At 43.8% G+C, this 26,335-nt stretch carries 25 protein-coding genes and 1 pseudogene; 10 read left to right on the top strand and 16 right to left on the bottom strand.

From position 1 onward, the window contains the following. Window positions 1–3 precede the first annotated feature (3 nt). The 5 genes and pseudogenes from GL182_RS17170 to GL182_RS17150 all read left to right on the top strand — a co-directional run. Entirely contained in the window at window positions 4–1,059 is a 1,056-nt protein-coding gene (locus GL182_RS17170; protein WP_163380998.1) for a polysaccharide deacetylase family protein, read from the top strand. Continuing rightward, window positions 1,056–2,243 carry a sialidase family protein gene (locus GL182_RS17165; RefSeq protein WP_163380997.1) on the top strand — a complete coding sequence of 396 codons (1,188 nt, stop codon included), beginning with the start codon at window positions 1,056–1,058 and terminating at the stop codon, window positions 2,241–2,243. Before GL182_RS17170 ends, GL182_RS17165 begins: the two co-directional genes overlap by 4 nt. A gap of 301 nt (window positions 2,244–2,544) precedes the next feature. Then, window positions 2,545–4,788: a hypothetical protein gene (locus GL182_RS17160; protein WP_163380996.1), complete on the top strand. Its 2,244-nt coding sequence runs from the start codon at window positions 2,545–2,547 to the stop codon at window positions 4,786–4,788. A gap of 13 nt (window positions 4,789–4,801) precedes the next feature. Next, window positions 4,802–5,077 (top strand): hypothetical protein, encoded by a 276-nt coding sequence (locus tag GL182_RS17155; RefSeq protein ID WP_205603677.1) that lies wholly within the window; start codon window positions 4,802–4,804, stop codon window positions 5,075–5,077. 44 nt (window positions 5,078–5,121) lie between these two features. Continuing rightward, window positions 5,122–5,934, top strand: a pseudogene (locus GL182_RS17150) (N-acetylmuramic acid 6-phosphate etherase); the annotation flags it as partial. A gap of 63 nt (window positions 5,935–5,997) precedes the next feature. Here GL182_RS17150 and atpC read toward each other — a convergent pair. From atpC to GL182_RS17135, 3 genes are all read right to left on the bottom strand, one after another. Then, window positions 5,998–6,243 (bottom strand): ATP synthase F1 subunit epsilon, encoded by a 246-nt coding sequence (gene atpC, locus GL182_RS17145; protein ID WP_205603676.1) that lies wholly within the window; start codon window positions 6,241–6,243, stop codon window positions 5,998–6,000. A 51-nt stretch (window positions 6,244–6,294) separates the two neighbouring features. Continuing rightward, a complete protein-coding gene (gene atpD, locus GL182_RS17140) occupies window positions 6,295–7,797 on the bottom strand; it encodes a F0F1 ATP synthase subunit beta (RefSeq protein ID WP_163380993.1) in 1,503 nt (500 codons plus the stop codon). Between the two features lie 174 nt (window positions 7,798–7,971). Further along, window positions 7,972–8,457 (bottom strand): C40 family peptidase, encoded by a 486-nt coding sequence (locus tag GL182_RS17135; RefSeq protein ID WP_163380992.1) that lies wholly within the window; start codon window positions 8,455–8,457, stop codon window positions 7,972–7,974. Window positions 8,458–8,674: 217 nt separating this feature from the next. Between GL182_RS17135 and GL182_RS17130 the strand changes: the two genes are divergently transcribed. After that, window positions 8,675–8,920, top strand: coding sequence for a hypothetical protein (locus GL182_RS17130; RefSeq protein WP_163381048.1), 246 nt, complete (start codon window positions 8,675–8,677; stop codon window positions 8,918–8,920). Between the two features lie 13 nt (window positions 8,921–8,933). Here the strand turns inward: GL182_RS17130 and coaE are convergent, their stop codons facing one another. From coaE to nusB, 6 genes are read right to left on the bottom strand one after another with little or no spacing between them, the layout of a single operon-like run. Next, window positions 8,934–9,542: a dephospho-CoA kinase gene (gene coaE / locus GL182_RS17125; protein ID WP_163380991.1), complete on the bottom strand. Its 609-nt coding sequence runs from the start codon at window positions 9,540–9,542 to the stop codon at window positions 8,934–8,936. After that, complete coding sequence (locus GL182_RS17120) at window positions 9,535–10,500, bottom strand: YbbR-like domain-containing protein (protein WP_163380990.1); 966 nt, start codon at window positions 10,498–10,500, stop codon at window positions 9,535–9,537. Before GL182_RS17120 ends, coaE begins: the two co-directional genes overlap by 8 nt. Window positions 10,501–10,512: 12 nt before the next feature. After that, window positions 10,513–10,830, bottom strand: coding sequence for a preprotein translocase subunit YajC (yajC, locus tag GL182_RS17115; RefSeq protein WP_163380989.1), 318 nt, complete (start codon window positions 10,828–10,830; stop codon window positions 10,513–10,515). Window positions 10,831–10,832: 2 nt separating this feature from the next. Next, window positions 10,833–11,372: a DUF1573 domain-containing protein gene (locus GL182_RS17110; RefSeq protein WP_163380988.1), complete on the bottom strand. Its 540-nt coding sequence runs from the start codon at window positions 11,370–11,372 to the stop codon at window positions 10,833–10,835. Between the two features lie 11 nt (window positions 11,373–11,383). Then, window positions 11,384–11,689 (bottom strand): YtxH domain-containing protein, encoded by a 306-nt coding sequence (locus GL182_RS17105; RefSeq protein ID WP_163380987.1) that lies wholly within the window; start codon window positions 11,687–11,689, stop codon window positions 11,384–11,386. Window positions 11,690–11,697: 8 nt separating this feature from the next. Continuing rightward, window positions 11,698–12,882, bottom strand: coding sequence for a transcription antitermination factor NusB (gene nusB, locus GL182_RS17100; protein ID WP_163380986.1), 1,185 nt, complete (start codon window positions 12,880–12,882; stop codon window positions 11,698–11,700). A gap of 263 nt (window positions 12,883–13,145) precedes the next feature. Here nusB and GL182_RS17095 point away from each other — a divergent pair, with 263 nt between their 5' ends. Then, complete coding sequence (locus GL182_RS17095; protein WP_163380985.1) at window positions 13,146–14,939, top strand: ABC transporter ATP-binding protein; 1,794 nt, start codon at window positions 13,146–13,148, stop codon at window positions 14,937–14,939. Window positions 14,940–15,067: 128 nt separating this feature from the next. On the opposite strand, the gene GL182_RS17090 is transcribed toward GL182_RS17095, so the two are convergent. After that, a complete protein-coding gene (locus tag GL182_RS17090) occupies window positions 15,068–16,138 on the bottom strand; it encodes an aminotransferase class I/II-fold pyridoxal phosphate-dependent enzyme (protein WP_163380984.1) in 1,071 nt (356 codons plus the stop codon). Window positions 16,139–16,150: 12 nt separating this feature from the next. Then, complete coding sequence (locus tag GL182_RS17085) at window positions 16,151–17,164, bottom strand: dipeptide epimerase (protein ID WP_163380983.1); 1,014 nt, start codon at window positions 17,162–17,164, stop codon at window positions 16,151–16,153. Window positions 17,165–17,285: 121 nt separating this feature from the next. Here GL182_RS17085 and GL182_RS17080 point away from each other — a divergent pair, with 121 nt between their 5' ends. Together GL182_RS17080 and GL182_RS17075 are read left to right on the top strand one after the other, a co-directional pair. Then, on the top strand, window positions 17,286–18,761 hold the full coding sequence (locus GL182_RS17080; RefSeq protein WP_163380982.1) for a M14 metallopeptidase family protein: 1,476 nt from the start codon (window positions 17,286–17,288) through the stop codon (window positions 18,759–18,761). A gap of 136 nt (window positions 18,762–18,897) precedes the next feature. Beyond that, window positions 18,898–19,629: a class I SAM-dependent methyltransferase gene (locus tag GL182_RS17075; RefSeq protein WP_163380981.1), complete on the top strand. Its 732-nt coding sequence runs from the start codon at window positions 18,898–18,900 to the stop codon at window positions 19,627–19,629. 3 nt (window positions 19,630–19,632) lie between these two features. On the opposite strand, the gene radA is transcribed toward GL182_RS17075, so the two are convergent. Together radA and polA are read right to left on the bottom strand one after the other, a co-directional pair. After that, window positions 19,633–21,009, bottom strand: a complete 1,377-nt coding sequence (gene radA / locus GL182_RS17070) for a DNA repair protein RadA (protein WP_163380980.1) — start codon at window positions 21,007–21,009, stop codon at window positions 19,633–19,635. 61 nt (window positions 21,010–21,070) lie between these two features. After that, a complete protein-coding gene (gene polA, locus GL182_RS17065) occupies window positions 21,071–23,884 on the bottom strand; it encodes a DNA polymerase I (protein WP_163380979.1) in 2,814 nt (937 codons plus the stop codon). 335 nt (window positions 23,885–24,219) lie between these two features. On the opposite strand from polA, the gene GL182_RS17060 reads away from it, so the two are divergent. Then, the gene (locus GL182_RS17060) at window positions 24,220–24,537 is read left to right on the top strand and encodes a hypothetical protein (RefSeq protein WP_163380978.1); all 318 of its coding nucleotides are present in this window, start codon (window positions 24,220–24,222) and stop codon (window positions 24,535–24,537) included. A 78-nt stretch (window positions 24,538–24,615) separates the two neighbouring features. Here the strand turns inward: GL182_RS17060 and GL182_RS17055 are convergent, their stop codons facing one another. The 3 genes from GL182_RS17055 to GL182_RS17045 all read right to left on the bottom strand — a co-directional run bounded on the left by GL182_RS17055 (window position 24,616) and on the right by GL182_RS17045 (window position 26,321). Next, a complete protein-coding gene (locus tag GL182_RS17055) occupies window positions 24,616–25,059 on the bottom strand; it encodes a hypothetical protein (RefSeq protein WP_163380977.1) in 444 nt (147 codons plus the stop codon). A 42-nt stretch (window positions 25,060–25,101) separates the two neighbouring features. Continuing rightward, window positions 25,102–25,557: a hypothetical protein gene (locus GL182_RS17050; RefSeq protein WP_163380976.1), complete on the bottom strand. Its 456-nt coding sequence runs from the start codon at window positions 25,555–25,557 to the stop codon at window positions 25,102–25,104. A gap of 155 nt (window positions 25,558–25,712) precedes the next feature. After that, window positions 25,713–26,321: a hypothetical protein gene (locus tag GL182_RS17045; RefSeq protein WP_163380975.1), complete on the bottom strand. Its 609-nt coding sequence runs from the start codon at window positions 26,319–26,321 to the stop codon at window positions 25,713–25,715. Window positions 26,322–26,335: the final 14 nt, after the last annotated feature.

Raw genomic sequence — 26,335 nt, 5'->3', positions numbered from 1 at the left:
GAAATGGATTTAAAAATTAATTTACTGATTGGTTGTATCACCCTTTTTATGGCGCAAGCAACCTTTGCTCAGGAGGCTAGTACCTATGCCGAAAAACTTGGCTTTCCCCCTGGGGTTAAAGTTGTGATCTTTCATGTAGATGATGCGGGGATGTCATACGAGTCAAATGAAGGAACCATCCGATCCATAGAAAATGGGGTTGCAACCTCCTGCAGTATCATGATGCCTTGTCCATGGGCTGCCAGTTTTGTGAGGCATGCGCTGGAAGAGCCTATGGATGCAGGTATTCACCTCACCCTGACTTCAGAGTGGAAGGACTACCGCTGGCATCCGGTTTCGGGAAAGGAAGCCGTACCTGGTCTGGTGGATGCAGAGGGGGCCTTATGGCCATCTGTAAGGGAAGTTGTACAACATGCCACCCCCGATGAGGTGGAATTGGAAATCCGGGCACAAATAAACCGGGCACTTGATATGGGATTGAATCCTACCCATTTGGATAGCCATATGGGGACCCTGTTTTATCATCCACCGTTTCTGGAGCGGTACATTAAAGTCGGCGTAGATTATGGTATACCTGTCATGTTTCCGGGAGGCAACAACAAGCTACTGGAAATTTCGATGAAGGAAAATATGATCAAACAATTGAAAAAAGAGGGGAAATATAAGGAGGGAATGGTACTGCCAGAGAATGAGATGCTGGGAAAGGCTCCTGAAATTGGTCAGCAGATTTGGGCCTCCGGACTACCGGTGTTGGATGACCTTCATAGCGTAAGTGGAAACTGGAAGCCCGAGGGAAATCCTGATGATGAAGCATGGGGAGATTATAAAGTAGCACAATTTAAATCGGTCCTTAAAGAAATGGAGCCGGGCCTGGCCATGGTGATTGTTCACAGCAATGGTGACCGGAAAACCTTTGATCGCATAAGTTCCTCCGGAGGATCCAGGTATGCAGATATGCTGGCAATGACACATCCGGAGTTACAAAAGTTTATTGCCGAGGAGGGAATCTTATTAACCACCTGGCAGGAAGTCATGGAGAGAAGAAAGAAAGTAAAATGAAGAAATCATTTATCAGCCTGTTTTTCATACTGGCAGCAGCAGCCGCATTTGGGCAATATATTCCCCGGGAAGAGGTGGTAGAGTCCGAGAGCCTGATTTTTCCGCTTCAAAAGAACCACGTCCACGGAAGTAGTATTGTGGCCCTTCCCAATGGGGGTTTGCTGGCGGCCTGGTTTGAAGGTTCAGGAGAACGCACCGCAGATGACGTCAGGATCATGGGCGCAAGAATGAGGAGGAGAGCTTCGGAATGGGGGGCTCCATTTTTGTTGGCTGATACCCCTGGTTTGCCTGATTGTAATCCGGTATTGTTTATCAATCAGGAAGGGAAGCTTTTTTTGGTTTGGATCGCTGTACAGGCCAATCGTTGGGAGCATTCCATTCTCAGATTAAGGACCAGCACCACCTATGATAACGCAGGAGCACCCATTTGGGGCTGGCAGGACAATATCCTCCTGAAACCGGGAGAAGCCTTTCATGAGGAAGTTGTTCGGAAATTCCGGGAATTGCCCGAAAACACCTCAGGCTGGTCAGAATATGCACCCACTTACGATGAAATGATTCTGGAAGCCAGTAAGGATAGCAAGAAAACCAGTATAGGATGGATGACACGAATCAAACCACTGGTTTTACAGTCCGGAAGATTGCTGTTGCCCCTGTATTCTGATGGTTTTAACTTTTCCATGGTGGCCATATCAGATGATGATGGGGAAACCTGGACGTCAAGCCTGCCTATTGTAGGTAGAGGACCTATACAACCTGCACTTGCCCAAAGAAAAGATGGAGAAATCATGGCGCTTATGCGGGACAGTGGGGATGCACCAAACAGACTGCAAAGGAGCTTTTCAACTGATGAGGGAGTAACCTGGTCTGCTGCTGAAAAATCGACCATACCCAATACAGCGAGCGTGGAATTATTGGTTTTGGATAATGGTCTCTGGGTGTTTGTGGGAAATGATGTGGATGATGGCCGGTACAAGTTGTCCATGTATATTTCTGATGATGAAGGAAGGACCTGGAGGGGAAAAATCTATCTGGAAGATGAAAAGAAGGGTTTTGGGGGATTTTCTTATCCCTCATTGATACAAAGTGTAGACGGAAAAATCCATGTTACTTATTCCTACCACCTGGAAGGTGGAGACAAAGCCATTAAATATGTAAAAATTGACCCAAATAATTTCTTTTAGGAATAGTCCTTCTATCGAATTGTGCTGTAATATAAGTAAGTAGATTGATTGCCCAAAAAGGGTAAAATTGATTTGACTTTAGTAGTTAGGTTAGGTAAGTTTTGTCCGCTCCTGTCTTTTGGGCAGGGCGGACAAATTTATTTTTAAAGGAGTCAAAGAAACGAATTCTGAAACCTGATGCCGATATATTTGGCAAAACCCCTCATTTCAATCTGACTATTATACACCATCTATTTCAAAAAGAGATTTGCTGATTTTGATGAAGCATTTCAAAAATACTATCACCAATTAAATTATGCTTATGAAGCGCTTACAATTCAAATCCCTGTTGCTACTGGGGATATTTTTGGGTACATTCAAACTGCAGGCCCAAAACCTACCGGCATATAGCCAGAATATCCATTTAGATCACCCATTTGTTCAGGAGTATGGAGTAAAATACTTTGCTGAAGAAAAGGACCAGGATTTTAAAAAAACCTATTCTGACAGAAATGGCACGGTACAAGTATTGTCAGCTAATGGATTAATGAGAACCCATGCAGGTGCCTTTCTTTATCCCGGAACATTGATTCCGGACAGAACTTACCTGCCCATGAAGGATAAGGCTATCAAGGACATGTTGTTGGTGGAGGAGCAGTTTGTCTATCTGGATGACAGGGCTGTATTTAGCAACGCCTGGGCAGGTAGCCTGTATTTGCTTCATCAACTTCCGGGTGCCAGGTTGTTTGCACAAGCAGAAGGGTTCCATTTTTTGGTTTCAGATGGAGAGCAGCTCCATTGGCTTGGAAAGGAAGGCATAATCTGGAAAGGCAGCACAAATGGATCAGAAATTCTGGATATTAAATACGATAGCGGGAGAAAAGTTTTCTACTTGCTTTCGGCAGACGCTATTCGGACCTTTTCTTTGGACAACCAAAGCATAGATACCCTTACTTCAGGAAGTAATTTTACTTGTTTCGAACTACGAAGCGGAAAGGATAGATTGGCCGTTGGTACACAGGATGGTTTCTTCGAATGGGACCTTTCTGAAAATCGGGTGCTGGAAGAAAAGAACAATGCCCTGCCATGGCCGGAATTAACGGCGATAACAGAAATCAACGGTTTGCTTTGGTTTGGGTCTGAAATGGGTGCCTTCATGCTCAGGGAAGATGGGAAGTTCAATTACTATTTCGGGGAAAGGTGGCTACCTGGTGAAAAAGTTGTTCACATCAGCCCTAAGAATGAGGATGAAGTGCTTTTGATGACAGACCAGGGACTGGGTAAACTGGTGTTTGCTACCTATACCCTGGCAGAAAAAGCCGATTTTTATGATCGGCAGGTAAGGGAAAGGCATATTCGGCATGGCTTTAATGCCAGCCTGGTTGGAATGGAAAAGGGGAATGTAAATTCTGGCAGGCTTGGTGATTCCGATAATGATGGCCTATGGACTTCTATGTATCTGGGTGGGGAAGCCTTTCGATATGCAGTGACGGGCTCAGCAGATGCCCTGCAAAATGTAAGAGAATCTCTGGATGCCATGGAGCGGCTGTATACCATTAATCCCATAGAGGGATTCCCCTCCAGGTCATTTGAGAGAAGTGGGTACATAGAAAGGCTCTCCGATCCGGAGCGATGGCAGCATGCTTCAGATCCTGAGTGGGATTGGAAGGCTACCACCAGCAGTGATGAAGCCATTGGTCATGTATTTGTATTTGGAGTGATAGCAGAGTTGGTGAATGAAGAAAGCATTCGGGCCAAGGCCATCCGGCTATTGGACGAACTCATGCAGCACATTGTAGATAACGACTGGTACCTTATTGATTATGATGGGAAACCCACTACCTGGGGAAAGTGGAATCCGGAGTACGTGAATGGTTTTCCCACCATGGTAGGTGACCGGAAATTAAATTCCTCTAATATTGTGGCCATGTTGCAGACAGCTTATCACTTTACCGGAAAGGAAATCTATAAGCAGGAAGCGTATGATTTGATGGAGAATCATGGATACCTGGAAAACATGATGCGTCCCATGGAAGGTATTGGCAAAGCGAAAGAGGGAAGTGATGACTGGGCGGCCATGCTTTCTGAATCCTGGAACCATTCTGATGATGAAATGTACTTTTTGGGCTATTGGGGCCTGTACCGATATGCCTTTACTGAGGAGCTGAAAGAAAAATACAAAGCGTCCATTATCGACCACTGGGAAGCGGAGAGACCCGAAAAGGAGGGGCTTTGGAACATTTTTACGGCCATGGTTTCACCTGAGAATTTTGATTCAAAGGAGGCTGTCTGGTACTTACAGGAATACCCCCTGGATATGATCAACTGGACGGTAAAAAACAGTCACCGGAAGGATATTGAGTTGTTGGAGGAAAATTTCCGGAGACAAAGCACCCGAGAGGTTCTTCCTCCTGATGAATTGCAAATCCGAAAGCACAATGCCAATCGGTTTGGACTGGATGGTGGAAGGGCTGGCACCCAGGAAAACAGTGCGGGAGATATTTGGTTGTTGCCCTATTGGATGGGAAGGTACCTCAACGTAATCAGCCCCCCGGTAAATGAATAGAAATATGGGTTTTTTGAACAAAATCAAAACGGATAAATTGGTATTTGGTACCTGCATCACCTCCCACAATCCATTGTGGCCCGGTGCCATGGAAAGTGCCGGCTTTGACTTTGTCTTTATTGATCCAGAACACATTCCCATTTCCAGAAATGAAGTGGTCAACATCATCATCCATAGTTCCGATGTCGCTATTTTTTCTCAAAAATTGAGACAGGACCTGAAAGTCATAAAAGCTTCGGCAGGAATTGCCCAGGACAGCGCCAATACCTCTTCCGGACCTACGATTTAATGCAGCAACCTTTGAAATAAAAAACATCTTCTCAAAATGAATTATCCATGACAAAGATCACAGAAAAAGACTCATTCTACAGGCATTTGGAAAAAATGTCTGTAGAAGAACTGACAGCTCACATCAATAATGAGGATAAAAAAGTAGCCCTGTCCATAGAAAAAGCCCTGCCAGAAATCAATTTGCTGATAGGAAAGATCGTAGAGCAGCTGGAAGCCGGTGGGAGGTTGTTTTATTTGGGAGCTGGAAGCGGAGGCCGGCTTTCGGTTTTGGATGCCATAGAGTTGCCAACCACCTATGGGATACCCAGGGGAATGGTAAATGTTATACTTGCCGGGGGAGTGGAACACCTGATTGAGGCCAGGGAGGAAGAAGAGGATGACAGGGAGGCAGGATGGCTGGCCTTGCAGCGCCAGGACATATCAGCCGGAGATTTTGTATTGGGAATTTCTGCCAGTGGCACTACTCCTTTTGTGTGGGCCTCGCTTAAGGCTTGCAGGGAAAATGGCATTCCGACAGGATGTATTGTCAGCAATCCGGAATCCCCCATTGCCTCTGAGGCAGATTTTGCTGTAGAGGTGATCACCGGACCGGAGTTTGTGACCGGAAGTACCCGTATGAAGGCCGGGACTGCCCAGAAAATGATTTTTGATATGATTTCCACCACTGCCATGATCAGGTTGGGAAGGGTAGAGGATAACAAGATGGTTAATGTGCTGCTTATCAACGATAAAATCATTGATCGAGGTGTGAAAATGTTGATGAAAAGGGCTGGAATCGTTGATTATGAGCAAGCCAAAGCCCTTCTTACAGAGAAGGGCTCGGTGAAAAAAGCCCTGGATTTTTTAGGGAAATAGAGGGAAAACAAAAAAGGGTTACGGAATAGCTCCGAAACCCTTTTTTATAGTATTTTTTACCGATCAGGCAATTACTTTTTCGGCCAGTACAATAATTTTATTATCGTTTACTTCCACCACTCCTCCTTCCACGACCAGAGATTTTCGTCCATTTGTCGTGGTATAGGAAACAGCCCCCTTATCCAATGCAGATATGATGGCAGCATGGTTTTTCAAGACCTGAAAGGAGCCGTTTGCGCCGGGAAAAGTGGCCTCTGATACTTCTCCTTCAAATACTTTTTTATCCGGGGTAATGATTTCTAAATGCATGATTTCTCTTTATGGTGAACAAGAAGCTTGCCCTTCAAAACAACCCTTTGTTTATTTTACTTCAGCCAGCATTTTTTCTCCCTTGGCAATGGCATCTTCGATGTTTCCTACCAGGTTAAAGGCAGCTTCAGGTAAATGGTCCAGTTCACCGTCCATGATCATGTTAAATCCTTTGATGGTATCTTTGATGTCTACCAATACACCTTTAAGGCCGGTAAATTGTTCCGCCACGTGAAAGGGTTGAGACAAGAATCGTTGTACTCTTCTGGCACGGTGTACGATCATTTTATCCTCTTCAGAGAGCTCTTCCATACCCAAAATGGCAATGATATCCTGCAATTCTTTGTAGCGCTGCAAGATCTCCTTTACCCGGGTAGCACAATCATAGTGTTCGTCACCCAAAATGCCTGGTTCAAGGATCCTGGAAGTCGAATCCAATGGATCCACAGCCGGATAGATACCCAGTTCCGCAATTTTCCTTGACAGTACCGTAGTAGCATCAAGGTGTGCAAAAGTGGTAGCCGGGGCCGGGTCAGTTAAGTCATCGGCAGGCACATACACTGCCTGTACCGAGGTAATGGATCCATTTTTGGTCGAAGTAATCCGCTCTTGCATGGCACCCATTTCGGGGGCCAAAGTAGGCTGATACCCTACCGCTGAAGGCATCCTACCCAAGAGGGCAGACACTTCAGAACCTGCTTGTGTAAAACGGAAAATATTATCAATAAAGAAAAGGATATCTTTTCCTGCACCTTCTCCTTCTCCATCCCTGTAATATTCAGCCAGGGTCAGTCCTGTCAGGGCTACCCGCGCACGTGCTCCGGGAGGCTCATTCATCTGACCAAATACGAAGGTGGCTTTGGAATCCTGCAATCGGTCCATGTCTACTTTTGACAAATCCCATCCTCCTTCTTCTTCCAGTGATTTCACAAAATCATCTCCGTAAGTTACGATGCCTGATTCAATCATTTCCCGCAGCAGGTCATTACCTTCCCGCGTACGCTCACCTACACCTGCAAACACGGAAAGACCGGAGTAAGCCTTGGCAATATTGTTGATCAATTCCTGGATCAGTACCGTTTTACCTACACCAGCACCTCCAAAAAGTCCGATTTTACCACCTTTTGCATAGGGCTCGATCAGGTCAATCACCTTGATTCCGGTATAAAGCACCTCTGCAGAGGTCGTTAGATCCTCAAATTTAGGAGCTGATCTGTGTATGGGAAGTCGGTTTTTGGTTTCAGGTTGGGGTAATCCATCAATGGCTTCACCTACTACATTAAATAACCTTCCTTTGATACTGTCTCCGGTGGGTACAGAAATGGGGGCACCCAGGTCCAAAACAGCCATGCCACGGACCATGCCTTCTGAGGAGTCCATGGCAATGGTTCGTACCCGGTCTTCACCAAGGTGTTGCTGAACCTCCAGAATAACTTTCTGGCCATTTTCTTTTGTCAATTCAAGCGCATCAAGGATATTTGGCAGTTTACTTCCCTCAAAGGAAACATCCACAACAGGACCAATTACCTGAGTTATCTTACCAGTATTCGCCATTGTTATATTTTAAGATGAATAGGAACAATACTTTTAATTCGAGTGCAAAATTAGTTAATATTGCTGAATACCAAAGGATGTTTTAAAAATTAATACACTTTGTCTGAATTTTTTATATTACTACCTTTTTAATGAGAAAAATTAACGCTAACCTGAGATTTTAATTGATGCGGGTTAAAAGATTCTCCTGGCACGGACCCACTTTCTGGACCAATATTTCGATTGAATATGGTCTTCTGTCACGCCCAAAGAAGTGGAGGCATGAATAAAATACGTACTACCACGCTTTTTTTCTGTAACGATCCCGGCATGGGTTACCCTTCGCCTTCTTCTGCCGGTGGCGAAAAATACCACATCTCCTTTTTTTAGTTTTCTTTTTGAAACCCGCTTTCCTACCCTGCTTTGATCCACGGAAACCCTGGGCAAGGTGATTCCTACGCTTCGGAACGACAAATATACCAGGGCAGAACAATCCATGCCTGCTCTGGTACTGCCACCATAGCGGTAGGGTGTTCCCTGAAATGATTTTGCGGTATCAATCACCTGCTGTATGTTTTGCTGCCGAATCTTACGGGAAGCGGAACAAGCACTGAAAAGTAACATGCATAAACCGAACAACACGATCCAGAACCCGATTTTCATTGTGTGGTTATTATTCATAAAGGAACTGAAATTTGACCATCCATAAAAAGCCTAAAACTAACATGCAAAACCCAATCTTGCAAAAGGTAGAAGGGATCATTAAATTACTTCTGATTCCGGGTGTAATTTTTACAATATTTATTTACTTTTATCCTCGCTAAGCCGTAAAACCTAAATTAGAAAGATGCATCAAGCAAAAAAAAACCGTTTGATGAGAGATATCAATAAATGTGGTATGAGTAAAGAGGATTTTAGAAAGCTTACACTTCATAAGAAAGTACAAAAATTGTATACAGAAGGGACTTTTGTGGTTGCCATTCGTTACTATGCCTATAAAGTAAATCTTTATTTATTGGGGAAAGAGTATGTGGAGGTTTTTTACAACCATAAATATGACAGGATTGATAAAATCGACTTTCTAAACCAAAACCATTCGAGGATGAAATTTTATCTGGACCAAATCAGCCTTGCAGAAATCTGATGGGTGAAGGGTATTATCGATTGCTTGAGGCCAAACTTTGATGGATTTGAAGCACCTGTGGTATCACCAGCCTCGTTTCATCATTGAATAAAATGAAATCAGCCAATTCATTTTTTTTGTCATCTTTCCATTGCTTTGACATGATTTGATCGATCTGTTGCCGGGACCTTTGGGGATCTCTTTTTTGGATGCGCCCGATTCGGAGTGATTCTGCAGCAGTGACATGGATGGTGAAATTCAATTCCTGAAAAGATCCTGTTTCGAACAATAAGGCTGCTTCCTTTAACACATAGTTTGTTTCTTGCCTGCCTACCCATTCCTTGAAATCCTCCCGTACAGCAGGGTGGACCAGGGTATTTATTTTGTTGGTGAGGACTGGGTCTGCAAAGACTTTCTCCGCCAGGTACTTTCTGTTCAAGCTTCCATCCGGAAAATAGGATGGCGCCCCAAAGGCAGAGCGAATCTTTGACTTCAGATCTTTTTGATGGGCCATAAGCCACCTGGCTCTTTCATCTGCATTGTAGATGGGGATGTCCAATAAAGCAAAAATCCTGGCAACCCATGTTTTTCCAGCTCCTATACCTCCACTGATACCAACCGTAAGCGGTTTGGGCTTATTCATAGGTCAACTTGAAGCTTTCGGGTTCAAAGGAAACGTCCCTGATATAATCAGGTAAAGTATTTAAAGATACTGAAATGGTACTGTCTTCCCGGTTCCGGTTGTTGTAGTTCAGGATGGCCCGAAGGTCCAGGTTTTGAAAGTCCTCCATGCTGCTTTCTCCCACAAACAGGTTAACTCTTACTTCTGTGACCTCGCTGTCAATGCCTACATTATTTGGGAAATAAAGCTTGTTGATCTCCAGTTGTAAAGTGTTTTCAAGAAATTCTTCTACCTCGAAAGATACCTGAGCGGACTCTTCATCCAGGGATAGAAACCTGCTCAAATCCCTGCCTAATTCCAGGGGGAGTAGCCTCGAAAAGTCATCCTCAATATTTTGATCGCCTAAGGGTACTTTAAGTTTCCCTTCAAGTTGTTCGATGATTGAAATGGGGCCTCTTACCATTACCGTTTCAGGTTCTATCCGAATGGCTGAGGCATAGGCATGATTTTCAGCCAGCGTGTTTGAGCTGGTATCTGCGGCCAGCTGAATTCTTTTTGATACGATTTTATCAATTTGATAAAATAAGGTGTCCTGCACTATATCTACCAGATTGGTGGAAGCAATATGCTCTGAAAGCTGGTTTTCTATATTTGAAGTAAGCAGGTAGGGCTGTTGGGAAGGTTCTTCAAGTTGGATTTCAAAATCTGTAACACCGATTTTGAAATGTCTTTTTAGCAAATCCCAGCCATTTCCATTGATGGAAATTCTAATTTCCCTGGGGACATCGGCTACAGCCATATATTCCTCCCTGTCATAGTCAATGATGACTGGCTGGTTTACCGTAGTGGTGTAATTGTCCTTGTTGAGGGCGTTCAAAAGCCAAAAAGTGGAAGCCGTGAAAACACATAGGACTACCACTTTCAGGTTTGAAGTTTTTTCAGGTTTTAGCTTCCTGAAGTATTTGCCGAAAGTACTCAACTGTACTGGAAATTATTTGACATTATTTAATTTTTTGGAGTAATCCAGAGAAAGGGCGGATTTTTCCACTTTAAGTTTCATTCCTTTGTCCAGTTCTAGCTGCACAATGTCACCTTCTACGGAGAAGACTTTCCCATGGATACCTCCAACAGTAACCACATGATCACCCTTTTTAATTTCAGAAATAAATTTGGTGGTTTCTTTTTGTTTTTTTTGCTGGGGCCTGATCATGAAAAAGTACATGATCAAAATGATACTACCAAAGAGAAATACCTGACCCATGATGCCACTACCAGCACCATCCAATTGAAGCAATATTTGATTATACATTTTTATCTTTTAACTGGACCTGCAGCGGGTTGTGATGCTGAAGCCGAATTCCTGTTTACTGTTCCTTTAAGTCTTAAACGGGTTACGTTTGGTGATGTATTGGCCTGAATGGTCACTGTTGGACTTTGGACCCCTGATTTTCCAGATGAATTAAAGGCCACTTTTACAAAACCTTCTTCTCCCGGTTTAACGGGAGTTTTTGTCCATTCAGGGGTGGTGCAACCACAGGAAGCCTGGATGTTTGAAATGACCAGCGGGGCCTGACCGGTATTTTCAAAAGTAAACAAATGTTCTATTGTTTTACCCTCTTGTATGGCCCCAAAATCATAAACTTCTTCCTCAAACGAAAAGGCTGCAATGGAGGATGGGTCTGCCGGTGCTACATTTTGTACATTGCTGGGTGTCACCACCTGGTTTTGCTCCAGCTGCGATATTTTTTGCTCCAAAGCTTCAATCCGGTCATCCTTCTCGCTTTGGCTGCAAGCTCCTGCAAACAGAAGGGAAGCCCCCAAAAGCCATACTGAAATTCTTGAATAATTCATAAACGAATATTTTAATTGTTGTTTTCTTTATTAATTTGGTCAATCAGCTTATTTACATCATTGAGCAGGTTTTCTGCCTTTGACTTGGCCTCCGTGATGACTTTGTCACCTTCGGATTTGGCCAGGTTATCAGGCAGGCTTTTACCTTCTACCAGATCATCGATAAGGTCTTCCAATTCATTTTTATACTTACCCAAACGGTAAGACAATTTATCTCTGGTGTTATTGCCTGAATCCGGCGCATAAAGCACCCCCAGAACAGCCCCAATACCTGCTCCCAAGGCAAAAACGAATATTGAATTTGTTTTTTTACTCATTATCTGTATTATTTATTATCAATAAGTCCTCTACCACTTTTACGGATTTTTCCGCTATCGGTTAATTCTTTCGATAAGGTATCTAATAGCCCGTTTACAAACTGCTTGCTTTTGGGCGTGCTGTATGTTTTGGATATATCTATGTACTCGTTAATGGTCACTTTGGTTGGGATACTTGGAAAATTTACCATTTCCGTCAAAGCCATGATCAGTATAATCCTGTCAGTCAACGCAATCCTTTCCACATCCCAATTTTTTGTTTTTTCAGCAATCAAGGTGCTGAAATCCTCATCAGATGTGATGGTCAAGTTAAATATATTTTGGAAGAATTCCTTGTCCTCCTCCCAGTTAAGCGCCAGCTCGGGAAGAATTTCGTCTGAACTTTCCTCATTTCCTGTCAAATTCTTTAGCACTTTCGATGCCAAACTTCTCACAATTGATTTGTTTTCAGACCAATTCAGGTCTTTGTCTTGAAAAAAACTAAGCGGTGCTTCAGATTTAAACACTACCTTTTTCAAAATCGCCTGAAGTACCTCTTTGTCTTGCTCAAAAGTAGGATTTTCAGTCCGCATGTATTTCTGGTAATCCTCCTGCGGCTTAACCAATTCCCGGTACCACTCTTTGATCTCCTGCTCCAGATCATCCAAATCAACCTGAAACCTGAGGCATTCCCGCTTGAAGGAATGATTGGCTGAGATGATTTCAAGGGCTTTGTTGTTTGCCAGATTGTGAAAAGAAGCAGGATGGATGATCGGCTGCTCTTCAAATATCCTTTTTTTCGTCTTTTCCTTTCTGACATGCTCCCCGAAACCCAACAGCATGCTAATGGCATACAGGTAGAGGCCAGGAATATTTTCAACCGCAGTCAACATGTTGTTTTTTAAAAAGTCTCTGTCCTTTTTGTTGTATTTATGATAAAGATCAATCGCCTTCGTGGCTGTATGTCGTATTTTTTCACTGGATTCGTTCGTCCCGTGCAATTGCCCTTTATTCAGGTTATTCAAAAAAAGATGGATGCATTGTTCTGCCTCTTTTTTTAATTGGCCTTTGTCCTGAATCTCCATGGTATTGAGATCAGGTAGAAAAGCTTCCCTGATGAAATCCTGCGCCAGATTAGCATTGGAATTCTTGCACTGCTGATAAGCATAAAGTGTCTGAAATGCTTTTACTCTAAGGATTCTTCTGTTTAACATTAACTGAAATTAAAGAACGTAATGGAATGAACGCTGTAAGCTGCTTTCAAAGCAAATGGGCTTATCATTTCGAAAATTTCTGCAAATTAATAAATGTACCCGCAAAGGACAAATAAATAATTGAACTTTGGTCATCGGAAAACGTTATATTTGCGTTCAGGTAGCCCAGAACACATGCCTAATTATTGGCACTTCTTCCGTTCAATCCCTGCAATATTACATCTATTGTAAATGATATTGATAATTAAAAAGTTTTTTATTTTGTGAAGCCCCTTTGGAGATTAAATAAGTTTTTATACCGATACAAACTATACCTTTTTTTGGGAATAGTTTTTACCTTTATTTCCAATATTTTTGTCATTATTCCGGCACAGCTGGTCCGTATTGCCATTGATTATGTGGTCGAAACTTTTAGCTATTATCAGGTTTATGAAGAAGGGGGTTTGGTGAGAGAGCTCGCCAGAAGCTTTTTTATGAAATATATTTTAATATTTGGGCTGTTGATCCTGGGAATGGCTTTGCTTCGGGGACTGTTTCTCTTTTTAATCCGGCAAACCATTATTGCCATGTCCAGGCTAATTGAATATGATATCAAAAATGACATTTACAGGCATTACCAGAGTTTGCCCTTAAGTTTTTTCAGGCAAAACAGCACTGGTGACCTCATGGCCAGGATTACCGAAGATGTTTCCAAGGTAAGGATGTACCTTGGTCCGGCCCTGATGTACGGCATCAACCTGGTTATTTTATTTCCAATGGTGATAGGGTATATGCTTACCGTGAATGTCCCCCTGACATTGTACTCCCTACTTCCACTTCCTATTTTATCTTTGAGCATTTACGTGGTAAACAACATGATCAATGAAAGGTCGGAAAAAATACAAAGGAGCCTTTCTGGTTTAAGTACTTTTGTACAAGAAGCCTTTTCGGGTATCCGGGTGATCAAATCTTTTGTAAGAGAAGAAGACAGTGCCAGGAAATTTGAAAATGCCAGTGAAGATTACAAGGAAAAATCCATTGCGCTCACCAGGGTGCAATCCCTTTTCTTTCCTTTAATCCTGGCGCTGATCGGTTTGAGTACCATCATTACGGTCTATGTAGGTGGGATACAGGTCATTGAAGGGGCCATAGGATATGGAGTCATTGCTGAATTTATTTTATATGTGAACATGCTTACCTGGCCTGTGACCTCCCTGGGGTGGGTGACCAGTATTGTTCAGCGAGCAGCAGCTTCTCAGGCCAGAATCAATGAATTCATGGACCACAAAAATGATATCCTCAGTACGGAACACCTTACCCTGGACCTGAAGGGTAATATTAAAGTAGAAAACCTTTCATTCGTTTACCCTGATTCGGGCATTAAAGCGCTGGATAAGGTGAGTTTTGACATTGCAGCTGGCGAATCGCTGGCAGTTATTGGCACTACAGGTTCTGGAAAATCTACGGTGGCTAACCTTCTCATGCGCATGTATGATGCCACAGAAGGTCGTATTTTGATAGATGGCCATGATATCCGCTCCTTTGATATTGCCAATCTCAGGGAGCAGATAGGTTACGTCCCACAGGATGTATTCCTTTTTAGTGACACCATCACCAATAATATTGGGTTTGGTCTGGGAGAGAAACTGGATGATGCAATCATCGAGCAGGCAGCAAAGGATGCAGACGTATACCAAAACATTACCGAGTTTCCAAAAGGCTTCCATACCCGCCTGGGAGAAAGAGGGATTACCTTATCCGGAGGCCAGAAACAACGGGTGTCCATCGCCAGAGCTGTGGCCAAATCCCCCAGAATATTGCTTTTGGATGATTGTCTCTCCGCTGTAGATACCAAAACGGAAAATGCCATTTTGAATGCGCTGGAAAAAATCATGAAAGGCAGGACTTCCATTATCATTTCTCATCGGGTATCTTCTGCCAAGCTGGCCGATCAAATCATTGTATTGGACGATGGAAGGGTAGTAGAAAAAGGAAACCATGAGGAATTGATGCAAGCCAAAGGTACCTATGCGGAGCTTTACGAGAAGCAAACCCAACAGGCAGGCGAGGTGGAGTAATTGGCTGATTCAGAGTTTAACCCTGATTAAAAAAGCAAATGCAGACCGCCAGCACCGATTTTTTTATACACACCAATAAAATTTTAGCCTGAAGCTGCTCAGTTTTTGGTTCTTTCCGAGACCAGAAGTTAATAATCAGTACTGGTTTTGCGCAATTTCATCAGTGCCTGGTAAAGGGCCATCAGGTCTTCCTCCTCGTGCCAGGCGGATATCACAATTCGGTTTACTGGCTTGTCCTCAGGACCAGGGTAGGGAAAGGAAGATAAAATAAACCCCAGCTCGTGCAGTTGCTCCACCCAGTCAGCATTGGCAAAAGTAATGACCGGATAGTTGTTTAGAAGGTTGAACCCCTTTTGGTTTGACAAAGCATTATAGATCTGATGCACATTGTTCAGCAGTTTTTTCCTTTGATCCAGGTACAATGACCTGCCTTGTAGAAAGGCATCCAGAAAGGCTGGTGCTGGGGGAGAAGAGGAGCGGAAAACGGGGCTTTTTTTTGCCTTTTCAATCCACAACCGATCTCCCAGGATGATGCCTGCCGGGAGCGAGAGGGCTTTTCCCAAAGATCCGCATACCATTAGCTCCACTGGTAAACCCTTCCAGCGGGAGTAGGTGCCGTACAAGTCATCTCCCAATATCCCAAAGGCATGGCTATCATCCACCAGCAAAAAATACCTGTTGGCAGCAGATAGGTTTTTGGTCCATTGAAAATCACTAATCTCAGGCTTCAGGGGATTTACGGCATTGGAAAGTATCAAAATATTTTGCCCGATCAGCTCTTTTGACTTTTGTATACAATGCTTTGACCAAGCCGTAAAAGTGCCACTATAGGGCTTGAACCGGGGTGGTAATATGGCAGGGTGGGAATCCGGTGCCACCCAGGTCAGGTCAGTTTGCTTACTTAAAGTTTCAAGGGCAAGCTGGCCTGCCTGGTATCCGCTGCTGAGCAGTAGGGCATCCGGAGCCCCTGCGTTTTCAGCAAAGCGGCTTTCAAACTGATCATAAATGGGAAGCTGTACATTACTGTTCCTGCTGGATCCATGATTGGGACCATGCCGGTTGATGCCTGCGACAAGCAGGTTTTTGAATGCCGGTAATGCTCCCATTCCCAAATAGGCCGTTCCACTGAAATGCAGGTAGGTTTTCCCCTGGTATACGATTTGTCTGCCCAGTTGCTGGCTAAGGTAAGTATGGCTCATCTGTAAGGCATTTTAAATCAGTATGGCTCCTGTTCCCTTTCTGTCTGGGAATATCACCTGTTCGGGTGAAATGGAAACACCATGGGCGATATCCTGTGCCAGAAGCATGGCTCCGTCCATGTCTACGTAATCAAGTAATGGGGCAATATGTGCGATGGCAGAGATCCCCACCGATGATTCGGTCATGCAGCCCACCATGGTTTTCATGCCCAGGGATTTGGCCTCTTGCAGCATTCTTAAACCGGGAGTGATGCCCCCGGCTTTTACCAATTTTACATTGATGCCATGAAAATGTCCCTGACATTTCTTTACATCTTCTTCCACGATACAGCTTTCATCAGCGATCACAGGCAGGGCACTTGCTGCATACACTTTTTTCATTCCCTGAAAGTCATCTTTGGGTAGTGGCTGTTCCATAAATTCTACATTCAGTTCGGCGAGCTCCCGGGAATAAGTGATGGCCTGATTTGCTGTCCAGGCGCAATTGGCATCAATTCTGAAAACGGCATCTGTATGCTTCCTCAGGGCCTTAACAATGTCAAGGTCATGATCAGTACCCAGTTTTATCTTATAGATTGGCCAATCCAGTTCCTTCATTTTTTCAATCATTTTTGGAATGGGTGCGATACCTATGGTGAAGTTGGTGACGGGAATATGATCCGGGTTCAAATTCAGCAGTTCGTAAAGTTTTTTATCCTGCTTTTTAGCATAAAGGTCCCAGGCAGCCATATCCAGGGCGCATTGGGCAAAGGGATTTCCTTTAAAATAAGATTTCGTTAATTCCCAAAGTTTTTCCGGATGCATGGAATCCAGGTCAGCAAGCGTAACAGCAGCCTCATTTAAACTGGCCAGCATGTTTTCGAGGCTGATACCATAGAACGGATTGGTGGTGGACTCTCCCAATCCATAAAGGCCATCTTTGTCCATCAGCTTTACGATCAGGGTATCTTGTACATCCCGGCTTTGATGGGCGATGGTAAAGGTGTGTTTCAGGGGAAGTTTATACGGTAGTAGTTCGAGCTTCATAAAAATGAGGTGGTATTTCCAATACCCAAAGATAGAATAAAGCCCATGGCTTTTAATTTCTTACTTAAAAATCTAATCAAAAATAACCATATTTACAGAAAAACCAACCTTAAGAAAGGAAATGACCACTAAGCACCCACTCTCATTGTTGCTGCTGATTTGTTTGATCGCCTCCCAGGCTTGCCAGGAACCGCTAAAACCAGCAGTTCTGGACATCGCCGATTTAGTAGCTGCCCATGCCAAATATCAGGAAAAGCACATCACCAAACGCAGGTTTGGCTATGACAAAATTGCGCCCCTGATCCAAAACCGTTCTACTGCTTTTGAAAACCGGGTCTTGGGCCATTCCGTGGAAGGAAGACCCATACATTCCCTGACTTTTGGCGAGGGGGAGGTAAGGGTGATGTTGTGGTCACAGATGCATGGCAATGAAAGTACGGCCACCATGGCACTCTTTGACCTATTTAATTTTTTAGAGGGCTCGCCGGATGACGAATTGGAGCATATCCGCTCTGCAATTCGGGAAAAATTAAAGCTGCGCTTCATTCCCATGGTAAACCCTGACGGAGCGGAAAGATTTGAGAGAAGGAATGCGCAGGACATTGATCTCAATAGGGATGCAATCAGACAAAGCAGTCCGGAAGGCATCATTCTGAAAGAGGCAAGGGATGGGTTTGAACCTGAATTTGGATTTAACCTGCATGACCAAAATATTTATTACAATGCTCAGGGAACTCCCCAGCCTGCCACCATTTCCGTTTTGGCTCCAGCCTATAATGAAGCCAGGGAAATCAATGACATCAGAAGCAGGGCCATGAAGTTGATTGCAGGGATGAATCGGGTGCTGCAGAAAGAGGTTCCGGGAAATGTGGGAAAGTACAACGATACTTTTGAGCCCAGGGCTTTTGGAGATAATTTTCAAAAGTGGGGGACCAGTACCATTTTGATAGAGTCCGGGGGATACCCGGATGACCCAGAAAAGCAATATATCAGGAAACTCAATTTCATGATCATTCTCAATGCTCTCTATGAAATTGCCAGCCAGGGATATGAAAATTTTACGGAGGAGGAATATTTCGCTATCCCGGACAATGACTCCAAATTAATGGACCTTTTGATAAAAAATGTTTCAGCTAAAGCCAGGGATTACAGCTATCAGACCGATATTGGTATCCGGAGATCGGACCGGTATCAGGACAGTATTCGGTATTCCAGCGCTTCGGTTTCAGATTGGGGAGACCTCTCGGTTTTTTATGGGTATCAGGAGATAGATGCTGAGGGGATGAACTTGACTGCGGCTAAAGTTTGGACTGAGGAAATGGCCCTGGAAGAATTGAGCGATAGCCTGGCCTGGGAGTTGCTTACACAAGGATATATGGCCATAAAGACAAAAGAGGAGGACAAAGGCAAATTTTATGACTTGCCGCTGCTTTTATTTTCTTCTGAAAAGGAGCCCGATTTGAAGCCCGGATTGCAAAACACTCCCGATTTCTACCTGGAACGCGAAGGCACTTTATTATTTGCTGTAGTCAACGGTTTTTTGATTGACCTGGAGAAGCAGGCTTCCGCTCCATCATTTTCACAACGGGTGCGATGAAATTCAGGCACCTGTTAACCTGACGTATATAATGGGTACTAACCCTTATTTTAGCGGTATGGATGGCTATTTATTGTAATTGTAATGAAAAATGGTTAAAATCGAATTTGTTTTTATTAAAACTTAAGATGACCCTATGCTAAATAAATCGACTACTGAGGAAATCAGGGAAAGATTCGACCGGGATGTGGAACGTTTTTCAAACCTGGATACCGGTCAGGAGGCTACCATGGATGCGCCGTTATCCATGGAGTTGATTGCCAATGCCGTGGTGGTTTCCAGTCCACAGGCAAAGACCTTGCTGGATATTGGATCTGGTGCAGGAAACCTTTCCTTAAAAATATTGCAATACCTTCCCCAAATTGATTGTGATTTACTGGACCTGAGTAAACCCATGTTGGAAAAAGCCATGGACCGGGTTTCCTGGGCAACTACAGGGGAAGTAAATACCATACAGTCAGATATCAGAGATGCTGAATTGACAGCCAATAAATATGATATTATTGTAGCGGCAGCCGTGCTGCATCACCTCCGGGATGAACAGGACTGGGAGCATGTTTTTGGTAAAATATTCAAGCTTCTGGCACCCGGCGGATCGTTTTGGGTGTCTGACCTGGTGGCTCATGATGATCCAAAAGTGCAGGAAATGATGTGGAACAGGTATGCCCGGTACCTGGAGTCGATAGGGGGGCTTAAATACCGGAAGAAAGTTTTCGATTATATTGAAAAAGAAGACAGTCCCCGCTCCATAACGTTCCAACTCAAACTGATGGAGAAAGTGGGGTTTACTCACCTGGAAGTCTTACATAAAAACTGCTGTTTTGCTGCTTTTGGGGGTAAAAAACCTTTGGAAGATTTGGAGGGCTGAAATTTATAAAAAAAGGTGGCGGTACATTTCTTCCAACTTACCCACAGGTGAAATTTCTATAGAAAATTTACTCTTGTCCAGTCCTTTGATGGCATACCTGGACAAGATGATCTTTTGAAAGCCCATTTTTGCAGCTTCGGCAATGCGGCTTTCGATGCGGTTGACTGCCCTGATCTCCCCCCCAAGGCCAACTTCCCCCGCAAAACAGATACCTGGGTCAATGGGACTGTCTTCATGGGAAGATATGATAGAAGCGCAGACGGACAGGTCCAAACCAGGGTCATCTACCCTAAGCCCACCGGCAACATTGAGGAATACATCTTGTTGTCCCAGCCGCATTCCCCCTCTTTTTTCCAGGACCGCCAGGAGCATGTTGAGTCTTTTGGCATCATGACCGGTACTGCTTCTCTGAGGGGTACCATAGGTGGCAGGGCTGACCAAAGATTGAATTTCGATCAATAGGGGGCGGTTTCCTTCCAGCATGGCTCCAATAGCCACCCCGTTGAGTTGTTCTTCCCGCTGTGTCAGAAGAATATCAGAAGGATTGGTGACCGCCTTCAGGCCATCGGCATGCATTTCATAAATCCCCAGTTCATTGGTGGAACCAAAGCGGTTTTTGGAGGTCCGCAGGATCCGGTAACTCAGGTGCCGGTCGCCTTCAAACTGCAAAACCGTATCTACCATGTGCTCGAGGATTTTTGGTCCGGCAATGGAGCCGTCTTTGGTGATATGACCTATAAGAAAAACAGGGGTGCCGGTTTGTTTGGCGAATTTCATCAATTCAGCGGTACATTCCCTGACCTGGCTTACTGAACCGGCTGCTGAAGCGACATACTGGCTATGCAGGGTTTGGATGGAGTCGATAACCAGTAAATCGGGTTTTAATAATTCTATCTGCTGAAATATGTGTTGGGTATTGGTTTCTGAAAGCACATAGCATTGGTCAGATTGGTATTTCATGCGCTCACTGCGCATTTTGATCTGGTTTTCACTTTCTTCACCGGAAACATACAAAATTTTTGTATGGCGGAGCATCAGGGCGATCTGCAGCATCAGGGTGGATTTACCAATACCAGGCTCTCCGCCTATCAGGACCAGTGAGCCAGGCACGATGCCTCCGCCCAGCACCCTGTCCAGTTCCTCATCCCCGCTGACCAACCTGGATTGTTCCTCGTAGTTGATTTCTTTGAGCCTTTTTGGTTTGCTGACTTTTTTTGGGTCTGTGTTGCCGGGTTTCCAGGCTCCCCTTTGGCTTTCCTCTTTTTGGATTACCTCTTCTACATAAGTGTTCCACTCGCCGCAGGATGGACATTTTCCCACCCATTTGGCGCTTTCCACGCCACAGTTTTGACAGAAATAAGCAGTTTTAATTTTGGCCATGGTAGGGCTTAGCAAATGGATCCATATTTGTTCAGGAATTGATTTTTATCGGTTATCATCCTCAATGGGCTTCCAACCAATCTTTACCCATACCTACCTCTACTTCCAAAGGCACAGCTATTTTGATGGCCTCAGACATGAGTTTGGGAATTTCTTTTTTTAACAGCTCCGTTTCTTCCTTGTGCGCATCAAAAACCAGTTCATCATGTACCTGCAATATCATTTTGGATCGGAGGTTGTTTTGGAGCATCCATTCATGTACCTGAATCATGGCCACTTTGATCATATCTGCCGCTGAGCCCTGAATGGGGGCATTGATGGCATTTCTTTCTGCAAAACCTCTCATGGTGGCATTTCGGCTATTGATATCCCGCAAGTATCGCCTCCTTCCCAAAATGGTTTCTACATATTCATTTTTCCGGGCTTTTTCTATGCTTTGGTCCATGTAGGCTTTCACCGAGGGAAACTCCTTAAAATAAGCATCGATGATATCTTTGGCCTCTCCCCTTGGAATTTTCAGCCGCTGGGATAAACCGAAGGCAGAAATGCCATAAATGATCCCGAAATTCGCTGTTTTTGCTTTGCGGCGCATGTCTCCGCTTACCTGCTCCAGCGGGACCTGGAAAATTTTGGCCGCAGTGGTGGCATGAATATCTCTTCCATTCTTAAAAGCTTCTATCATGGAAGTATCCTGGGAAAAGGCCGCCATGATACGCAATTCTATCTGGCTATAATCTGCCGCAAGGATCACATGGTCAGCATCCCTGGGGACAAATGCCTTTCTTATCTCCCTGCCCCTTTCTGTTCGGATGGGAATATTTTGCAGGTTGGGATTGATGGAGGAGAGCCTGCCTGTGGCGGCAACAAATTGGTTGTACGTCGTGTGTATACGGCCGGTTTTCGGATTGATCAAGCCGGGAAGGGCATCTACATAAGTAGATTTGAGTTTGACCATTTGCCTGAAATCCAAAATAGATTGGGCTATTTCGTGCTCGATGGCCAGCTTACTCAGCACTTCTTCTCCGGTAGCATATTGTCCGGTTTTGGTTTTTTTCGCCTTAGGGTCCAGTTGCAACTTATTGAAGAGGATTTCTCCCAATTGTTTGGGAGAGCTGAGATTAAACTGCTCACCCGCCAGCTCATAGACTTTTTGTTCTATTTCCCGGCTCTCCGTTTCCAGTTCTTTGGACATCTCTGCCAAACTATCGGTATCAATCCTTACCCCTTCAAATTCCATAGCGGCCAACACCTCAATCAGTGGGCTTTCTACTTCATGAAGTAAATGCTCAAGTTTATTATCCTTGATGATGGGGTCAAGTGATTTTTTCAACAACAGCGTAATGTCCGCATCTTCCGCTGCATAGTCCACTACTTCATCCGGATCGACATCCTTCATGGAGCCCTGGTTTTTGCCTTTTTTCCCAATGAGGCTCTCAATGGATACAGGTTTATACTTGAGGTACTGTTCTGCCATCCAGTCCATGGAATGTTTCCCTTCTGGTTCGATCAGGTAATGGGCCAGCATGGTGTCATAAAGCTTACCCTTCACTTCCATCCCGTAATTCATGAGTACCAGGATATCATATTTGATGTTCTGACCTATCTTAAGGATATCTGCAGATGCAAAGAGGGGTTTCAACAGGGATAAAATATCTTTTGCCGCTTCTATTTCCCCTGGAAATGGGATGTAATAAGCCTCTCCCGGCATATAGGCAAAGGAGATCCCTACCAATTCAGCCTCATTTGGATTGATGGAAGTGGTTTCCGTATCAAAACAAATTTCCTTTTGCATCATTAAGTAATGTACCAACTCGCTGATGGCTGCTTCTCCAGACACCTTATGGTAGTCATGGTCTCGGGTGAAGAGCGTGTCCAGGTTATTGGAAAGGGGAATTGGAGATTCTGGTTCCGTATTATTGTCATTACTTTCTGCGGCTTCCTGTCCGGTAAATAATCCCAATTGTTCGTCTACCTTCAAGCCAGGTTTTTTAAGGGCTTCTCCAAAGACCCTTTTGGTTAAAGTCCTGAATTCCAGCTCAGCAAAAAGTGCTTTCAGTTTTTCCTCATTCGGTGGGTCACGTGTCAGGGATTTTTCATCGAATTCAATGGGAACATCCTGCATGATGGTGGCCAGCTCCTTGGATAGGATACCTTGCTGGGCATAATTTTCTACATTTTCTTTTTGCTTTCCCTTTAGCTGATCGGTGTTTTTGATCAGCTCCTCTACAGTTCCATACTCCTTCAATAATTTTACAGCCGTTTTTGCACCAATCCCCGGGATACCCGGAATATTATCCACGGTATCTCCCATCAGCCCCAGGATATCCCTTACCTGGTCTACATTTTCGATGTCCCATTTCTCACAAATTTCCTTTGGCCCCATGATGTCTACTGCATTGCCCATAAAAGCCGGTTTATAGAGGTAAATATGGTCTTCCACCAACTGTCCGTAGTCTTTATCCGGGGTCATCATGTATACGGTAAAGCTGGTTCTTTCTGCCTTTTTGGCCAGTGTACCTATGATATCATCTGCTTCGTAGCCATCAAGTTCCAGGGTGGGAATGTTAAAGGCCTGCACAATTTGCTTCACCCAGGGGATAGCTACTTCAATATCTTCGGGTTGTTCCTGCCTGTTGGCTTTATAAGCTTCAAACTGCTTGTGCCTGAAGGTAGGCGCATGAGTATCAAATACAACTGCAATGTGGGTGGGTTTTTCCTTTTCCAAAACTTCCAGTAAGGTATTGGTAAAACCCAACATAACACCGGTGTTTAGTCCTTTGCTGTTGATCCTGGGATTCTTGCTGAAAGCAAAATGCGCCCGGTAAATCAGGGCCATTGCGTCCAAAAGAAAAAGCTTTTTGCTGCCTTTAGCCATTTGTTGTCCGATTATTGAAATTTCTATTAGGATTGATTCGGAGATAGTTTTTATCAAATTGAGCACAAGTTAGTGAATTTTGGGCAATGCACCGGATTGAAAAAAACAAGAAAATGTTCCAATTTTCACTCCATGGAATTTTGTGTTGAAATCTAATGATGTAAACCAATAGAAAAGGAAGAAAGTAAATTTAGGAAACCCAACAGTGATAATGATACAGGAGAAGGATTTTGGCAGGATTATTGGAAACATTTGGTATATTGTTAAAAAAAGGGGGGAGTTTTGCTCCTTTTACCCGAAGAGATTACATGTTTAACCTTAAATTATTTGCCATAATGAAAAAGATCGCATACTTTTTATCTCTTGTCTTGCTTTTCACTTCCTTTGCACCGGCGGCCATGGCCAAGGGGGATGAGCCATCCAATGAAAAGGAATCGCTAAGTGCTGAAGACCAAGCCCGTGTGGAGCAGTTGGACGCCAGAATGGCTGAAATTAAGGCCATGGATTTTAAGTCCATGGATAAGGAAGAGAGGAAGGAAGTCCGGAAGGAATTACGGGAAATCAACAAGCAAGCCAAGGATTTGGGTGGAGGAATTTATATTTCAGCAGGTGCGCTGATTGTCGTGTTGCTGCTTTTGTTGATCCTGACGTAGTAGACATTGTTTATTCAAACAAAGAGGCTGGTTGCTCCTGTCAACAGGATAAGCCAGCCTTTTATTTTTATCCAAAAATCAGGACAAAGATTTTAGGTAGGCCCTGACCTTTACAGCTCTCCAAAGGATAATGCCTAGGGGAATAAGCCAAATACCTTCGTTGAAAAGCAAATGAAAGGCCACTCGCTTGTTCCATTCCAAACTACCCATGTAAAGACTAAGAAAACTTAGCAGGGAAACCAGCTTTCCCAGAAAACCCATGCCAATCAGGTAAATCCAGCTGATCGGGTAGAAGGCGGATAAAAACAGCAACAATCCACTGATCATGCCAATGCTGCCATAGAATAAAGTGTCTGAACCACCTGAATAATCACTTTCCATGGATAGCCAGCTCAGGACAGCAGGGCCAAACCATCTGAAAAAAGCGCCCCAAAGAATGGTATATATTCCGGAAAGCAATAATATCCCTCTGTGGGGCATGGTGAATTTGGGAAAGTTTTCCGTAGCCAGTTGTTTTTTCATAGTGTAATCAATCAGTATGCGTAGAAAAAAGTTTGGGGGAATTTAATTTTTTATGGTTTCAGAGAAATACCTGAATTTCCAAAGGTTTTCGCTGATAAAATTGATCGGTTGATGGGTTTGACGAATACTTCGGGGTACAAAGGAATCAAGGGTGACCCTGAAATGGTTGAACCTGTCTTTTTCAACGAAAAGAGCAAAGTTGGCGGTAAGTTTGAGTAATTCCTTCGGGAAAAACAGCCTTTGGTGGACCTGTACCATAGGAGCAGGTAATCCAAATTTTTTTTGTCCTGCAGCATAGGTCTTTACAGCCATTTCAAAGGAATCTGGTGCCATACTTAAGCTTGATTGCCCGGTAAATTTAGGGTTAAAGGAATGAATCAATTTGATATTGTTTTTGGAAAAAGAATATTGAACTTCCTGATTTACTTCTTTTTTTAGGAATAATTGATTTTGGGTGGCAAAAAAATGCCAGATATTGTCAATTCTTTTGAGCTCCATGGCAGTATTATTTTGGGTGCAAGCAGGTATAGACCTAAAATACTATAGTCCTCCTGACAAGATAAGTTTTATTCTTTTATATTTTCAGTATTTATCGTAGTTATTGTCACTTGTATGTCGATTCTTTTGAATGTGTATTTTCACCTTTTTGAAGGCTATTGAGTGGAAGTGATTTTAAGAAAATCCTGGTAAGTATTGATGAACGCTTCTATTTCTTTTTGCTCTGCTAAAATGGGGACCCATTTTTCATCCACTTTAACCTCAATAGTAACCAATTCTTTACTCAGCCATTGAATCAATGTTTCTGCATTTTTTAAGTGGACAAAGCGGTTTCCCTGCCTGAGCTGTAATGTATCTGAAACCTTTTCATTGTCTACTATTTGCAGTTGCAGGGCTTGCTGATCGGTCAGCTGTCCCTGATGTACCAGGTACAGGGAGACCGAATTTTTGTTTTTGTGGACAATTAATTCCAGAATCAGGGCATTTTTGCTGCTGTCGGATCCAAATCCCTTGTGGGTATAGATATCAATATTTGCTTCAGGTAATTGTTTCACTGCATAATCAATTCTACGGATATTTTTAAAAAATAGCATACCGGAGTCACTGATCCTGAAAGTAGGATCTACACCTGAATTATTGGCTCTGCGTCCGTTAAACAAAGACAGTAGCAGCACCAAACCCAGGGAGGTCAGTCCGAATATTTTCAATAGCCGGACCATTTCCTGACCCATTTGGTCTTTATTGGTGGGGGAACCTTTCATCATCAGGTTTAATAACA

This window comes from Cyclobacterium sp. SYSU L10401, assembly GCF_010993705.1.
GTDB lineage: Bacteria > Bacteroidota > Bacteroidia > Cytophagales > Cyclobacteriaceae > Cyclobacterium.
Note: the sequence above shows the minus strand (reverse complement) of the source record. Positions and strands in the feature narration are given on the sequence as shown.